At 59.5% G+C, this 13,838-nt stretch carries 13 protein-coding genes; 6 read left to right on the plus strand and 7 right to left on the minus strand.

All coding sequences use genetic code 11. The features are described from left to right. Positions 1–94 precede the first annotated feature (94 nt). The gene (locus VSR68_RS14845; RefSeq protein WP_342940570.1) at positions 95–1,030 is read right to left on the minus strand and encodes a LysR substrate-binding domain-containing protein; all 936 of its coding nucleotides are present in this window, start codon (positions 1,028–1,030) and stop codon (positions 95–97) included. A 159-nt stretch (positions 1,031–1,189) separates the two neighbouring features. Between VSR68_RS14845 and VSR68_RS14850 the strand changes: the two genes are divergently transcribed. From VSR68_RS14850 to VSR68_RS14865, 4 genes are all read left to right on the plus strand, one after another. Next, on the plus strand, positions 1,190–2,446 hold the full coding sequence (locus tag VSR68_RS14850; protein ID WP_342940571.1) for a Xaa-Pro peptidase family protein: 1,257 nt from the start codon (positions 1,190–1,192) through the stop codon (positions 2,444–2,446). A gap of 56 nt (positions 2,447–2,502) precedes the next feature. Then, positions 2,503–3,366, plus strand: coding sequence for a glycine betaine ABC transporter substrate-binding protein (locus VSR68_RS14855; protein ID WP_342940572.1), 864 nt, complete (start codon positions 2,503–2,505; stop codon positions 3,364–3,366). A gap of 81 nt (positions 3,367–3,447) precedes the next feature. Continuing rightward, positions 3,448–3,759 (plus strand): cupin domain-containing protein, encoded by a 312-nt coding sequence (locus VSR68_RS14860; RefSeq protein ID WP_342940573.1) that lies wholly within the window; start codon positions 3,448–3,450, stop codon positions 3,757–3,759. Positions 3,760–3,761: 2 nt separating this feature from the next. Then, positions 3,762–5,396, plus strand: coding sequence for a choline dehydrogenase (locus VSR68_RS14865; RefSeq protein ID WP_342940574.1), 1,635 nt, complete (start codon positions 3,762–3,764; stop codon positions 5,394–5,396). A gap of 396 nt (positions 5,397–5,792) precedes the next feature. Here the strand turns inward: VSR68_RS14865 and VSR68_RS14870 are convergent, their stop codons facing one another. The 6 genes from VSR68_RS14870 to VSR68_RS42820 form a co-directional block, all read right to left on the minus strand. Continuing rightward, positions 5,793–6,518: a GntR family transcriptional regulator gene (locus VSR68_RS14870; protein WP_342940575.1), complete on the minus strand. Its 726-nt coding sequence runs from the start codon at positions 6,516–6,518 to the stop codon at positions 5,793–5,795. An 84-nt stretch (positions 6,519–6,602) separates the two neighbouring features. Then, positions 6,603–7,481 carry an isocitrate lyase/PEP mutase family protein gene (locus VSR68_RS14875; RefSeq protein WP_342940828.1) on the minus strand — a complete coding sequence of 293 codons (879 nt, stop codon included), beginning with the start codon at positions 7,479–7,481 and terminating at the stop codon, positions 6,603–6,605. A gap of 22 nt (positions 7,482–7,503) precedes the next feature. Then, complete coding sequence (locus VSR68_RS14880; RefSeq protein WP_342940576.1) at positions 7,504–8,889, minus strand: MFS transporter; 1,386 nt, start codon at positions 8,887–8,889, stop codon at positions 7,504–7,506. Positions 8,890–8,923: 34 nt separating this feature from the next. Then, the gene (gene leuD / locus VSR68_RS14885) at positions 8,924–9,535 is read right to left on the minus strand and encodes a 3-isopropylmalate dehydratase small subunit (RefSeq protein WP_342940577.1); all 612 of its coding nucleotides are present in this window, start codon (positions 9,533–9,535) and stop codon (positions 8,924–8,926) included. After that, on the minus strand, positions 9,532–10,938 hold the full coding sequence (leuC, locus tag VSR68_RS14890; RefSeq protein WP_342940578.1) for a 3-isopropylmalate dehydratase large subunit: 1,407 nt from the start codon (positions 10,936–10,938) through the stop codon (positions 9,532–9,534). Before leuC ends, leuD begins: the two co-directional genes overlap by 4 nt. Before the next feature lie 39 nt (positions 10,939–10,977). Beyond that, positions 10,978–11,724 carry a GntR family transcriptional regulator gene (locus VSR68_RS42820; protein WP_428983510.1) on the minus strand — a complete coding sequence of 249 codons (747 nt, stop codon included), beginning with the start codon at positions 11,722–11,724 and terminating at the stop codon, positions 10,978–10,980. Between the two features lie 200 nt (positions 11,725–11,924). Between VSR68_RS42820 and VSR68_RS14905 the strand changes: the two genes are divergently transcribed. Both VSR68_RS14905 and VSR68_RS14910 read left to right on the plus strand, forming a co-directional pair. Next, entirely contained in the window at positions 11,925–12,905 is a 981-nt protein-coding gene (locus tag VSR68_RS14905) for an ABC transporter substrate-binding protein (RefSeq protein ID WP_342940581.1), read from the plus strand. A 9-nt stretch (positions 12,906–12,914) separates the two neighbouring features. Then, positions 12,915–13,763: an ABC transporter ATP-binding protein gene (locus tag VSR68_RS14910; RefSeq protein ID WP_342940582.1), complete on the plus strand. Its 849-nt coding sequence runs from the start codon at positions 12,915–12,917 to the stop codon at positions 13,761–13,763. Positions 13,764–13,838 lie beyond the last annotated feature (75 nt).

Here is a 13,838-nt window from a genome sequence, read left to right on the forward strand (position 1 = left end):
CGACAGCGAATATGTGGCCGGGACGTCGGCGCGTGCCTCGCTTCATCGCGTCATTTCGACGATGGATGCTACGCTTGTCGCGCGGGTCGGATGACTACGTGCCTTCGCGAATCTCCTGGTTCACACGGTAACGGGCGATCCAGCTATACAGCTGTTCAACCTCGGGGTTGAGTGGACGCTGGTCATTGCGCATCAGGAAGTAGCCGCGACCAGGGCGCACACTCAACGACGATAGGCGAGCCAGTTTTCCGCTGCGAATCTCTGCGTCAAGAAGATGGCGAGTGCCCAACGTCACCCCTCGTCCGCGTGTGGCCGCGTCCACAAGCACGATGTAGTTGTTGCCATACTCGGTCGCTCTCACGCGGCTCGGTTCAATTCCCAGCGACTTGAACCAGATAGACCAGTTGATCCAGTTGGGCTGGAGGCGCTCGTACTCGAGAAGCACCTGTGATAGCAGTGCTTCGGGATCGTCGCTGAGCAGCGGATGACTCTCGATATAGGCAGGACTCGCCACGGGGAATATCTCTTCCTCGAACAACAACTGCGCCGTCCAGTCGATTCGCTGACCCGGGTCATACGCCACGACAAGGTCGACGCTGTCGTCAAACAGATCAGAAGGCTGATCGGACGTAATTGTACGAATGCTCGCCGAAAAGCTCGGATTGCGGTCACGGAAGTCCTTCATGACTTCACTCAGCCAGAAATGCGAGATCGCTGTGTTTGCGGCCAGCGTCACCATGGTCGCACTCCGCTTGACGCTGATCTCATCCACGGCATCAGCGAGGTAATTGAACGCCGCGCTGACTTTGCCATGAAGCTGCGTTCCGCGCGGCGACAACTGTACGCGTCGCCCGACCCGTTCGAAGAGTACGAACCCGAGTCCTTCCTCAAGCTGGCGGATCTGCTTGCTTACTGCTGCCTGTGAAACGTGAAGCTCTTCCGCAGCTCGCGTGAAATTCAACGTCCGGGCCGCTGCCTCGAAAAACATCAAACTCGTCAGCGGCGGAAGGCGATGGCGCAGGCTCTTCATAACGTACAGTTATCAACGGACATGAGATTTCATCTGTGTACAGGGAAATTTGTGCCTCGTAAAGTCTTTTTCACGTTGGCGGAACCGAGACTCCCAAGCGTCGGCTGTCGCGGTACGGTTCATAACTAGAGGTTAGTGTTTTCCCCATCTGGACGTCTTATGACTACGCTAAATTGGCACCGCGAGCGCCACGATCTTTCCGATCTTCAGTCGCTCGATCGCTCCTCGGACGGCTCCGACATCGACCTCCCGTCGGTGCGAACGTATCGCCTTGGCAGAGTCCGGGCCGAAATGCGAAAGCGTGATATCGCGGCCTTGATCATCAGCGACCCGGTGAACATCCGGTACGCCACGGGCGCGCGCAACATGCAGATTTTTTGCGCTCGTAACACGCCTTCGCGCTACCTCATCGTCACGGAAAGCCGGACGCTTCTGTTCGAGTTCACCGGTTGCGAGCACCTGGCCGACGGCCTTGAGACGATCGACGAAGTCCGTCCATCATCAACCGCCAGTTTCGTCGCGGCGGGCCCGGCCATAGTGGCGCGCGAAAAGGCATGGGCGGCCGACATGGTGACTACGCTGACCGAACTCGTCGGCCCAAAACCCACGGTGGGTATCGAGCGCATGAACGCGGGAGCCGCGATTGCGCTGGCTGCGCATGGCGTGCGTCTGGTGGATGCACAAGAGCCGATCGAGATGGCACGCGCCATCAAGTCAGCCGAGGAACTGAAGTGCATCATCGCCTCACTGCGTGCGACAGAAGCCGCCGTCGGAAAGCTTCGGGACGCGATTCAGCCCGGCATGTCGGAGAACGAGTTGTGGTCTGTGCTGCATCAATCGGTCATTGCCCAGGATGGCGACTACGTTGAGACGCGCTTGTTGAGTGCCGGGCGTCGAACGAACCCCTGGTTCCAGGAAACATCGCGCCATGTGATCGAACCAAACCAGCTGATCGCGCTGGATACCGATGTCGTCGGCTGTCACGGTTACTACTCTGACTTTTCCCGTACCTTCCACGCCGGGCCGGATAAGCCGAGCGAGAACCAGCGCACGCTCTACAAGCTCGCTCACGAGCAGGTCCATCACAACATCGGGATCATTCGTCCGGGCATGACGTTCAGGGAATACAGCGACAAGGCCTGGAACATTCCGGACAGATATCACGCGAATCGCTATTACCTGTCGGCACACGGGTGCGGTATGACCGGCGAATATCCGTACCTCTACCATCACGCGGACTTCGCCGCGTCTGGCTATGACGGTGAGATCCAGCCGGGAATGACGCTTTGCGTCGAGAGCTACATCGGCGAGCACGGGGGACAGGAAGGCGTGAAGCTCGAGCAGCAACTACTCGTGACGGAGACGGGAACGCGCCTGCTTTCACTTTTCCCGTTCGAAGAAACCTTGCTGCGATAAGCAAGGCGCCGCTGCATGTGCCAGACCGTTTCAACCCTCAAATGGAAGCGTAGAAAATGACCAGGTTACCAGGATTGTTCAAGTGGCTACTGCCCATAGTCTTTCTGCTAACGGGCGTCACTGCGCGTGCAGACGACAAGTCGATCACGATCGGTGTGAACAACTGGGCGGAGAACATCGCCGTCGCGAATATGTGGAAGGTCCTTCTCGACGAGAAAGGATTCAAGGTCCAGTTGCAGAACGCAGACAAGGCGCTGATCTACAACAGCGTCGCGCAGGGGAAAATCGACCTGACCTTCGAAGTCTGGCTTCCGTCAGGCGACAAGCCTGCGTTCGACAAGGTCAAAGACAGAGTGGTGCAGATTGGGCCGTGGTTCAAGGAGGCCAATCTGGGCCTCGTCGTTCCTGACTATGTTGCCGTGGACAGCATCGACCAGTTGAATGCGAACAAAAGTCTCTTCGCGTCCAGTGGCCGCCCGAAGATCGTCGGCATCGATTCCGGCAGCAGCCTCATGCAGTTGACGGAGAAGGCAAAGACCACCTATCAGCTCGACTATGACATTCAGTCATCGTCCGAGTCTGCGATGGTCCTGTCGCTTGAACGTGCGATTCAGCGCAAGGAGCCTGTCGTCGTGACGCTGTGGAAGCCTCACTGGATCTGGTCCAAATACAAGCTCAAATATCTGAAGGACCCAAAAGGCGCTTACGGTTCGACGGACTCGATCTATGGAATCGAAACCCAGGCATTCAAGAAGCAACATCCTGACGTGGAGCAGTGGCTGCAGCAATGGAAGATGGATGACAACTCGCTGGGAAGCCTGATGTCGGAAATCATCAAGCAGGGCGTGTCAAACCCTGAAAAAGGCGCAAAGGCCTGGATCGATGCGAACCGCCCGCTGGTTCAGCAGTGGACCAGGTAAGCCTGCTTGACACCCGACGACGAATCCCGGCGCCTCGCTCATCATTTCGCGCCAACCCAACTATCACTCTCCACATCCGAAATGAACGCGTCCATCACGATTCCATCCATCTCCAGGCAACGAGCGCCGGACGACATCGAACACACCACCACCGACTGGGAAACGTGGCATTGCGACAGCAATACCTTCCAGCATCGCTATGCACCTGGCGCGACGTTCTACGTCGTTAAAGGCCGCGCACGGCTGACCTTCGCACATGGCGTACAACTCGACATCGAAGCCGGAGACTTCGTATCGATCGGCGAAGGCGCGGAGGCGGTATGGGAGATCTCCGCGCCCATCGAAACGCGTTACACGTATCACGACGATCGCGGTACCGCGACAGGGGCGTGATCATGAGCGAGGCTGTGGAATTCGACTATGTAATCGGCGGAGCAGGTTCGGCCGGTTGCGTGCTCGCGCGTCGGCTCGCTGATGCCGGCAATCGGGTACTGCTGATAGAAGCGGGTCCACGTGACAATTCGTGGGTGATCCGTATGCCCGCTGGCCTGAGATCGATTTTCAAGCCGAGCTCGCGATATAACTACTGGTTCGAGACCGAGCCGCAGCGGAACCTCGACAACCGCCGCATCCAGCAGCCACGCGGTCGGGTTCTCGGCGGCTCGTCATCCATCAACGGCATGACATGGCTTCGCGGTCATCCGCTCGACTATGAGCGATGGGAGCAGGAAGGGGCGACGGGCTGGGGCTGGAAGGATTGTCTGCCGTACTTCCGGAAGATCGAGCACAGTGATGTCAGCAGCGCTTATCGGGGTACAGACGGGTTCATTCATGCGCAGCGTCAGGAGCATCTCTGTCCGCTAAACCAGGCCTTTCTCGATGCGGGCGTCGAAGCTGGCTTTCCGCTCACCGACGACGTGAACGGATACCAGCAGGAAGGTGTGTCGCGCTTCGAGATGAGCGTTGATCACGGTATTCGCAACAGCGCCTCATACGGCTACCTTCACTCGCGCAAGGACGACGGTAATCTGACGATCTGGACGCAGAGCACACTCGAGCAGATCAACCTGATCGGCAACAGGGCGACCGGGTTCAAGGTGCTGCACGGCGACTCTGTCGTGAACGTCACTGCACGCAAGGAGACTTTACTTTGCGCGGGTGTCTTCGGTTCCCCGCAACTGCTGATGTTGTCAGGAATCGGGCCAGTCGATCATCTCAAGGAAAAAGGGATAGCTCCGAGAGTCGAGTTGCCCGGGGTCGGAGAAAATCTGCAGGACCATCTCGAATGTCACATCCAGATCGAAACCAGGGAACCTGTCTCGCTCAACCGGGAGCTGCAACTTCACCGAATGCTGTGGGCTGGCGTGCAGTGGTTCGGTTTCAAGTCGGGCGTTGCGTCCGTTAACCAGTGCCATGTCGGCGCCTTTCTCAAAAGCGCCCCCCACATTTCTCATCCGGATATCCAGTTTCACTTCTTCCCGGTGTTCTTCAACAAGGACTGGATACCCACGCGGCAAACAAACGGATATCGCATCGGAGTGGGTCCAATGCGCCCGACCAGTCGTGGGCGTGTCCGACTGAAGTCGATGCACGCCGACGCCCCGCTTTCGATAGATCCGAACTACATGGACACCGAGGAAGACTGGCGCGTGATGCGCGAGTCGGTACGGCTAGGCCTGCTGTTTTCACGACAACCCGCCTTCCGTCGCTTTCATTATCGTGAAGACATGCCGGGCGTCGATGTAACCGCAATCGCGGCCGTCGACGAGTTCATCAGGCTGGACGCGTCAAGCGCGTATCATCCCTGTGGAACTTGCAAGATGGGAGCGAAGCACGATCCGTCCGCCGTCGTAGGTCCAGATCTGAAAGTCAGCGGAGTAGAGCGACTGCGTGTCGTCGATGCATCGGTCATGCCGTCTGTGCCAAGCGCGAACATCAACGCTGCAACCATCATGCTGGCCGAGCGGGTAAGTGATCTCGTGCTCGGGCGACCAACCATGCGCGCCGAACCCCTGCAGTTCGTTGCCTGACTCGGATTTACCGAACGATGTCGGGACGGGCATTGCTGGTGTCGAGGTTCATGTACCCCGGATGCCTTCAAATGACCGTTCCAGTTTTACAAGCGGCCGGAGGCGGCTCGCTCGATCAAAGGGCATCTATAGGTCGCAAGTACTCGTTCGGTCGGAATGGTTTCAGACATTCGAGGCTACGACGGAGGGAATGGCGGCAAAGCGCCCTTGACCTGCCTCACAGTGACCTACACTTTAACGTCAGCAAACGCCGAAAAGCCGGCAGCTATGCCCTGCCCCTCCCGCGCTCGCGTTGCCCCTCCAGTGCTCGCCGTGATAATGCCCGGTATCCTAAATATTCGTTGATTCGCTGCATGTCAAATTATATATCGACCTAAGCCACACCGACCCCGCCCGTCACCCTGCACCCACCATCCGCCTGTCCACCATCGCCGGCAGCTTGAGAATCATCTCCGCCGAGTGCCACAGATGCCGCTTCATCGCCTCGTACGCCGCGTCCGGATCGCCCGCCAGAATCGCGGTAGCAATGTCCTCGTGCTCAGTGAGTGAATTGCCAATGATCTGTTCGCTGCCAATGGTCTGGCGCAACTGGATCATGAACGCCGGCAACTGGTACTTATCGATCAGTTCGCCCAATTGTGGATTGCCACAGACGCGCACGATCTCCTGATGAAACGCGCGGTTATCCTTGATGAAGCCCAGGAACACCGGTCGCACAGCATGCACCCGTCCTTGATCCAGAACGGCCAGGAAGCGCTCGCGGTTCTCGCCGATATGAATTCGCGTGGCGGCCAGCCGGGCCGCGAACCCTTCGAGCGCCTCGCGAATTTCGAAAACCTTCACGACTTCGTCATGCGACAACCGGCGCACGATAGCGCCTCGATTGGGAATGAGTTCGACCAGACCGTCCGCTTCAAGACGGCGGAATGCCTCGCGCAACGAACCACGGCTCACGCCGGTCAGCTCGACGATGTCCCGCGAAATGAGCCGTTGACCGGGCGCAAACCGGCCTTCCAGAATCTGGTTTCGCAAATCGGCGGCGACGCGTTCCACGGTTTCGCCCGAGCGCCCGCCTGCTTCCACTACCGTAGTCATGTTCGCGCTTTTATAAGGGAAGTCCATCGTGCATTCTCCTACAAAGCACATCGATGCGGCTAATCCTGGCGAGGGCGAACGGCTCGCGTTATCGACGGCACGCGCCAGATGTCAATCGGCGTACGCCTTGTCGAAGTCCCATATGGCCTGAAAGCCCATCAATTCACACATGGACTTGAACGGCATCATTTCGGCTTCGAGACCGGTGGTGCCACGCAATGCCTTAACTTCTCCATAGGCTTTTTCCAAAGCACGCGCGATGCTGAGAAAACCCGCCGACGGATAAATGGCCAGCGAAAAGCCAAGCCGCTGGAGTTCAGCCGGCGTGAGTTGCGGGGTCCTGCCGCCCTCCACGATGTTCACCAGCAATGGCAGGTCAAACGACTTGCCGATCTTCTCCAGCTCCGCTTCGCTTTCCGGCGACTCGATGAAGATCACGTCCGCGCCCGCCTTCGCATATGCCTCGCCGCGGCGCAGCGCTTCATCGAGCCCGAGCGCCGTGCGTGCATCGGTTCTCGCGATGATCTGAAAATCCTCGTCCTCGCGGGCTTCGCTTGCGACCTTGATTTTCTTGACCATGTCCTCGAGCGGAATGACGCGGCGCCCCGGCGTGTGCCCGCATTTCTTCGGGAACTCCTGGTCTTCCAGCTGGATGCCGGCCGCACCCGCGCGTTCGTAGCCACGTATCGTATGTGCGACGTTCAGCAAACCGCCATAGCCGGTGTCCGCATCGCAAACGAGCGGCGTTTCGGCGGCGGAGCAAAACGCGCTGACACGGTTGAGCATGTCTGTGTAGGTCGCGAGGCCGGCATCCGGCTCGCCGAGATAGGAGGCCACCGTGCCGAAGCCGGTCATGTACAGACAGTCGAACTTCATGGTGTCGGCAAGACGCACGGAAATCATGTCGAATACGCCGGGCGCGACGACGATCTCGCCGGAAGCGAGTCTGGATTTAAGCGCTTTTCTGCGGGAGTTAGCGGTCATGAGCAGTTACCTTCGAGTGTCGATGAAGTCAGTTGCCAGGAACATCGGCGACGGAATGGGGAACAGAGGGATCGTCGGGAACGACGGCGATTTCCTCCAGCGAACGGCGGTTCGTCTCCACGCCGAACACCGCGAGGACCAGCGCCATCAAGATCAATGCGCCGAGGATCATAGACAGCACGTTCTTGATGCCGCCCGTTGCATACATCAGTACGACGATCTGCGGCGCAACGATGCCCGATAACCGCCCTGCGCATCCGGCAATGCCGTTGGCCCGCATGCGGTTTTCCGTGGCGAAGAGTTCGGGGATATACGTGGCGATGCCAAGCGCAACCATCAGATAGGTCAGCGTGAACAGCACGAAGCCGAGCAACGTGGCCATCTCGACGGTGGTCGAATTGCCGTACAGCCAGCCGACGACGGCCGCAAGCAGGCCAATGCCGATCAACCCGTTCTTGCGTCCGACGCGATCGGCGATCAGCACGCCGACGAGCGCGCCGGCCGGCCCTCCTAGCGCCATCAACGACGAATACCCGAGCGACGACGCCATCCCATGTCCCTGCTTGATCAGGAAAGTCGGCACCCACACGATGAATCCGTAGATCACCACATTGATCGCGATCTGGATCACCACCGCGAGCAACGTGCGGCGCAACAGCGGCGGCCGGAACAGACTGCCGAGCCTCGTGGTCGTCGTCTTCGCGCGTGGCGCCTCGACGATAGGCGGCAATGTGTGTTTTTGAGCCGTTTCCGCTTCGACCCCGGCGAGAATCGTTTCAGCTTCCTCGAAGCGCCCTTTCGATTCCAGCCAGCGTGGCGATTCGGGCATCCTCTTGCGCAACACCCAAACGCCGAGTGCACCGACGCCGACGATCGCAAACATCGCGCGCCAACCGACGGATGGAATGATGAGATAGCCGAGAAAGGTCGAAAAGAACAGCGCGGAATTTGTGATCAACGACAGATACGCGGACCATTTTCCGCGCACGGCCGGTGGAATGAATTCGCCGATCGACCCATAACCGACTACGATCTCCGCTCCCAATCCGAGGCCCATGAAAAAGCGGCACACGATGAGCAAGTTCATGTTCGGCGCAAGCGATCCCGCGATCGACGCCAGCCCGAAGATCATCAGATTGAACTGATAGGTAAACTTCCGGCCTTTCGCGTCGCCAAGAATACCGGCAGTAAATGCGCCGATCAACATGCCAACGAACGTCGACGACAGAAACGCCGCATTCAGTTGCATCGTCGACCAGCCGCTGCGCGTGAGCGCCCCGAGCACGCCGCCTGCAAGATAGATATCGAAGGAATCGAGAAACATGCCCGCGCCGATCAGCCACAGAATGCGCCGGTGAAACCCCGAAGTGGGCAATCGATCCAGTCTTGCGCCTGCATGTACCGTAGTCGGCATGGTCGAACTCCGAGTTTGATCGCTGGTTTGAACGCTATTTGCGCACGTAGACCCAGGGACGCTTCGACGCGTCGTCCCTTTGAAACGCGAGAATCCGCGCGTTGTGCCTGAGCGTCTGATCGATTTCGTCGATGCCTTCAAGCAACGCCTCGCGTCGCTCATCCGGGAAATCGAAGGGAATGGGTGGCTCGCCGACGACGCCGACCGTGCGGGTCCGCAAGTCAACTCGCAAGGGTTCGCCGAGACTGGCTGCGGACACCAGCGAGTCGATCTGCGCCGCGCTCAGACAAATCGGCAGCAGACCGTTTTGCAGGCAATTGGCGTAGAAAATATCGCCGAAACTCTGTGCGATCACGCAGCGTATGCCGAATTCTTCCAGCGCCCACACGGCCATTTCGCGTGAGCTGCCGCAGCCGAAATTGCTTCCCGACAGCACGATCTGCGCGTGACGGAACGGCGCCCTGTTCAGCACGAACGACGCGTCCTCGTCGCCATTCGCGTCGTAGCGCATCATTTCGAATGCCCATGGTTTGAACTGGCCGCGCTGAAGTTGGGCGATGCGTTCGACACGCACGATCATGTCGGTGTCGATGTTGTCCCGCACGAGCGGTGCGGCAATGCCCTCGCATACGGTGAAAGCTTTCATGCGGCGCGCTCCGTCGAGGGCATCGCGATTTTTCCAGCGATCGCACTTGCTGCCGCCACGCCCGGGCTCGCGAGATGCGTGAACGCACCCGGCCCCTGACGGCCGACGAAGTTACGGTTCGACGTCGAGACACAACGCTCGCCTCTGCCCACCCGATCGCCGTTCGCACCGACGCACATCGAACATCCCGGCTCACGCCATTCGAAACCGGCCTCGATAAAGATATGATCCAGCCCTTCCCGCTCGGCACGACGCTTGACCTCGATGGAGCCAGGCACCACCCACGCCTGCACGTGCGGCGCAACGTGGCGGCCTTTTACAATCGACGCGGCATTGCGCAGATCACTCAGGCGGCTGTTCGTGCAGGAGCCGATGAAGACGCGATCGATCGATACTTCATCGAGCCGGCGACCCGGCTGCAATTGCATATACGACAACGCTTTTTCGAGCGTTTCCCGTCGCATCGCATCGGGCTCTTCAGCAGGATCGGGAATGCGCCCATCGATCGCCATCACATGTTCGGGGCTCGTGCCCCACGTCACTTGCGGACGAATGAGCGATGCGTCGATCGCGATCTCCCGATCGAACACGGCGTCCGCGTCGCTCGCCAGCCGACGCCATTGAACGATCGCCTGTTCCAGCGCGGTGCCCGCGGGAGCATAATCGCGTCCCGCCACGTACGCGAACGTCACCTCGTCCGGCGCGATCATGCCGACCTTCGCGCCGAGTTCGATCGACAGATTGCACAGCGTCAACCGCGCTTCAATCTCCAGTGCTTCGATCGCGGAACCGGCGTACTCCACCGCGTACCCGGTCGCGGCCGAAGTGCCCAGAACGCCGATCAGATAAAGGATCATGTCTTTTGCTTCGACGCCCGGCTGGGTGCGTCCATCAAAACGCACCCGCATCGTTTTGGGCCGCTTCTGCCGAATGGTTTGCGTCGCGAGGACATGCACCTGCTCGGACGACCCGATGCCGAACGCAATCGCTCCGAGCGCGCCGTGCGTGCAGGTATGACTATCCGCACAAACCAGAAGCAGGCCCGGTAACGTCAAGCCGAGTTCCGGGCCGATCACGTGAACAATGCCCTGCCGGCCGTCGTCGACATCGAAGCGATCGATGCCGAGGCGCGAGGTCTGTTCGCGCAAGGTATCGATCGCAATCGTGCTCCACCGCGCGTCGCCTGCCGTGCGGCCCGGGCGCGTCGAGATCACATGATCGACCGTGGCGAACGTCAGAGATGGATCGTGGACGGTCGCGCCGCGTGACTCCAGAGCACGAATGGCAGCCACACTCGTGAGCTCGTGCATCAGATGCCGATCGACATGTAAAAGACTCTCCCCGCCCGGCAATTCGGCGATCACATGCTGATTCCAGATCTTGTCGAAAAGGGTGTGCCCCATGGTGGTCTCTTCGTCGATATGCGCGACACGCCGGCTTTATTAGCGTGGAAACCTCATCAATTCGTCCGCCGAGTGCCGCAGATGATTGCGCATGGCCTGCGCCGCCCGTTCGGGGTCGCCAGCCAGAATGCCGCTCGCAATCAGTTCATGTTCCGCAAGCGAGTTGCGCACGATCTGATCCACGCCGATACGCTCGCGCAACTGATGCATGAAGATTGGTAGCTGATACTTGTCGATGAGTTCGCTGAGTTGCGGGTTCTCGCATATGTCGACGATGATCCGATGAAATTGCCGGTTGTCGACGATGAACGCCGCGAAGTCCGGCGCAGTGAAATGACGCCGGCCCCGCTCCACGATTTCGGTGAAACGCGCCCGGTTGTCGCCCTGATCGATCAACTGCGCGGCTCGCCGCGCAGCGTAGCCTTCGAGCGCCTCGCGAATCTGATAGACCTGCGCGATCTCATCATTCGACAAACGACGCACCGTCGCGCCGCGATTAGGGATGAGATCGACGAGGCCGTCGGCGGCCAGCCGTCGAAACGCTTCGCGCAGCGGACCTCGGCTGATGCCGAACTGTTCGACCAGATCGCGAGCGACCAGACGCTGGCCGGGCACGAGCCGCCCTTCCACGATTTGCTGCCTGATCAGCGCAGCGGTTCGTTCAACGGTCTCCCCCGTGCGAAGCGCCGGTTCGAGCACCGATCGCAGCGCGCGGTCGGTTTGCTCGACGGTTTCGTCATTTGTAGTGGACATTGGTTTGGCAAGCACAGCAGATAACTGTTGCATCTAGTATTGGTCAAAACTGTAGGACAAAACCAGAATCTTTTCGCATTACGTGTGTCAGGAAAACCCTTAGCCCATGTTTGGATATGTCCGTAAAACAAGGGAGGTTCGCGTAAACATCCATAGCGGGCGATGGCTGGTTCGCCTAAAAACTATCCTACACTTTGTACATACAATCAAAAATGGTGTTCAGGAGACAACTGATGAAGGGTATCTACCGATTCGCGCGGCTTGCGGTGCTCTCCCCATTTTTAGCTGTGAGTGTTGCGACCGCTCAGGCCGCAACCTTGACTGTCACGCACTGGATCGATGGCATGTATGGCGTGCCCTTTGCCGTCGCGCTGGATAAGGGCTATTTCAAGCAGAACGGGGTGGATGTCACCGGCTTCATCACATCGGAAGGCGGTGGAACCTCGGTACGCAATGCGATGGCATCCGAGATACCTTACGGCGAGGTCGCATTGCCGGCTGCCATTGCCGCGATCAAACAAGGTGTGCCGATCACGATCGTTCATAGTGGTGTGCAGAGCGTCGCCGACCTGCTCTGGGTTCAGCTCAAGGACTCCAACGTCCAAGGCATCGCACAGATGAAGGGCAAGACCATTGGCTATAGCAGTCCGAAGTCGATGACCGAGATGATCACGATCGTCGGTCTCGAGCGTGCCGGGCTGACCGGGCAGGTGCAGCGCAAACCGGTAGGCGCATCGGGCACGATGATGATCGCGTTGCAACAGCACGCCGTCGACGTCGCGTACATGACCGAGCCCGCCTACAGCCAGCACAAGGACCAGTTGAAGATCGCGTTCCGTTCCACCGATATCGTGCCCGCTGAAACGCAGACTGTCGGCGTGGTGCGCACCGATTATCTGAAGGCCCATCCGGAAATCGTGACGGGCATCATCGAGGCCCGCAAAAGAGGCGTCGAATATATTGCCGCGCATCGTGACGAGTCCGCGCAGATTCTAGCGAAGGCTTACAAGATCGATCCTGCCGTCGCGAAGTCGGCCATCGACAATTGCCTCGATACCGATCCCCACTACTGGAGTACCGGGCGCTTCAACTATGCGAGCATGGACGAGGTCGCGAAGGGTCTCGTGCTGATCAAGGCCGTCGAGCCGGGTCCGTTCGACTGGCATACGGTCGTCAACGAATCCTATCTGCCGCCAGGCGAACGCTCGCGGTAAGGTGGACCCATGAAAGCCGTGCCTTTATCCGTGGTGTCCGCCAGCACGCCTGAACAGGCATTCTCCGGAATTCATGCCACCCTCACCGACGTCACACGGATCTATCCCGGAGAGCGAGGCAAACCGCCTTATCATGCGCTCGGCCCAGTGAGCCTGAGCTTGCAGACGGGCGAATTCTTTTCGATCGTAGGCCCGTCGGGTTGCGGCAAGTCCACGCTGCTCGACGTACTTGCCGGGCTCAACGCAGCGAGTGCGGGCAACGTGATGTTCGAAGGCACGGCCGTGCGCGACAAGGTTCCCGAGGGTATTTCCGTCGTGTTTCAAGAGGACGCCACCTTCCCCTGGCTCAACGTCTACGACAATGCCGCATTCGGCGCGCGGCGTGCCGGCGTCGCCGAGAGCGAGATTCGCGAACGGGTCGAGCACGCGCTGGCTTTCATGGGCCTCAAAGCCTTTACGCATTCGTATCCGGTGCAATTGTCGGGCGGCATGCGGCAGCGCGTATGCATTGCGCGCGCCATGGTGATGCGCCCTCGCCTCATGCTGCTCGACGAGCCCTTCGGTGCGCTCGATCAGCAAACGCGTCTGCTGATGGGCGAGGAAATGCTCAAGCTCTGGCGGGAAACCGGCGCGACCGTGATGCTCATCACGCACTCCATCGATGAAGCCGTGTTGCTGTCGGACCGCATCGGAGTGATGTCGGCGTGTCCGGGACGATTCATCGCAACGATCAAAACCGGATGGTCGCGGCAGCGCGACAGCAATACGGCGCTGGACCCGCGCTTCGGCGAATTGACCGCACGCGTCTGGGGGCTGCTGCGGGGTGAAGCGCTAAAGGCACTCGGGAGCCGGCTATGAATCGCGCCACGCGCTGGCGCCTCGCTCTCGTCGTGCTCTTCGTCGGTGCGCTGGAAATCGCGAGTCGCTGCGCGT

Source organism: Paraburkholderia phymatum, assembly GCF_038900715.1.
GTDB classification, from domain to species: Bacteria; Pseudomonadota; Gammaproteobacteria; order Burkholderiales; family Burkholderiaceae; genus Paraburkholderia; species Paraburkholderia phymatum_A.

Excerpts from the sequence above, each read along its gene's own strand:
- VSR68_RS14860 (WP_342940573.1), top strand. The coding sequence starts at position 3,448 with ATGAACGCGTCCATCACGATTCCATCCATCTCCAGGCAACGAGCGCCG.
- VSR68_RS14845 (WP_342940570.1), bottom strand. The coding sequence starts at position 1,030 with ATGAAGAGCCTGCGCCATCGCCTTCCGCCGCTGACGAGTTTGATGTTT.
- VSR68_RS14910 (WP_342940582.1), top strand. The coding sequence starts at position 12,915 with ATGAAAGCCGTGCCTTTATCCGTGGTGTCCGCCAGCACGCCTGAACAG.
- VSR68_RS14880 (WP_342940576.1), bottom strand. The coding sequence starts at position 8,889 with ATGCCGACTACGGTACATGCAGGCGCAAGACTGGATCGATTGCCCACT.
- leuC (WP_342940578.1), bottom strand. The coding sequence starts at position 10,938 with ATGGGGCACACCCTTTTCGACAAGATCTGGAATCAGCATGTGATCGCC.
- leuD (WP_342940577.1), bottom strand. The coding sequence starts at position 9,535 with ATGAAAGCTTTCACCGTATGCGAGGGCATTGCCGCACCGCTCGTGCGG.
- VSR68_RS14855 (WP_342940572.1), top strand. The coding sequence starts at position 2,503 with ATGACCAGGTTACCAGGATTGTTCAAGTGGCTACTGCCCATAGTCTTT.
- VSR68_RS14850 (WP_342940571.1), top strand. The coding sequence starts at position 1,190 with ATGACTACGCTAAATTGGCACCGCGAGCGCCACGATCTTTCCGATCTT.
- VSR68_RS14870 (WP_342940575.1), bottom strand. The coding sequence starts at position 6,518 with ATGGACTTCCCTTATAAAAGCGCGAACATGACTACGGTAGTGGAAGCA.
- VSR68_RS42820 (WP_428983510.1), bottom strand. The coding sequence starts at position 11,724 with ATGCAACAGTTATCTGCTGTGCTTGCCAAACCAATGTCCACTACAAAT.
- VSR68_RS14905 (WP_342940581.1), top strand. The coding sequence starts at position 11,925 with ATGAAGGGTATCTACCGATTCGCGCGGCTTGCGGTGCTCTCCCCATTT.
- VSR68_RS14865 (WP_342940574.1), top strand. The coding sequence starts at position 3,762 with ATGAGCGAGGCTGTGGAATTCGACTATGTAATCGGCGGAGCAGGTTCG.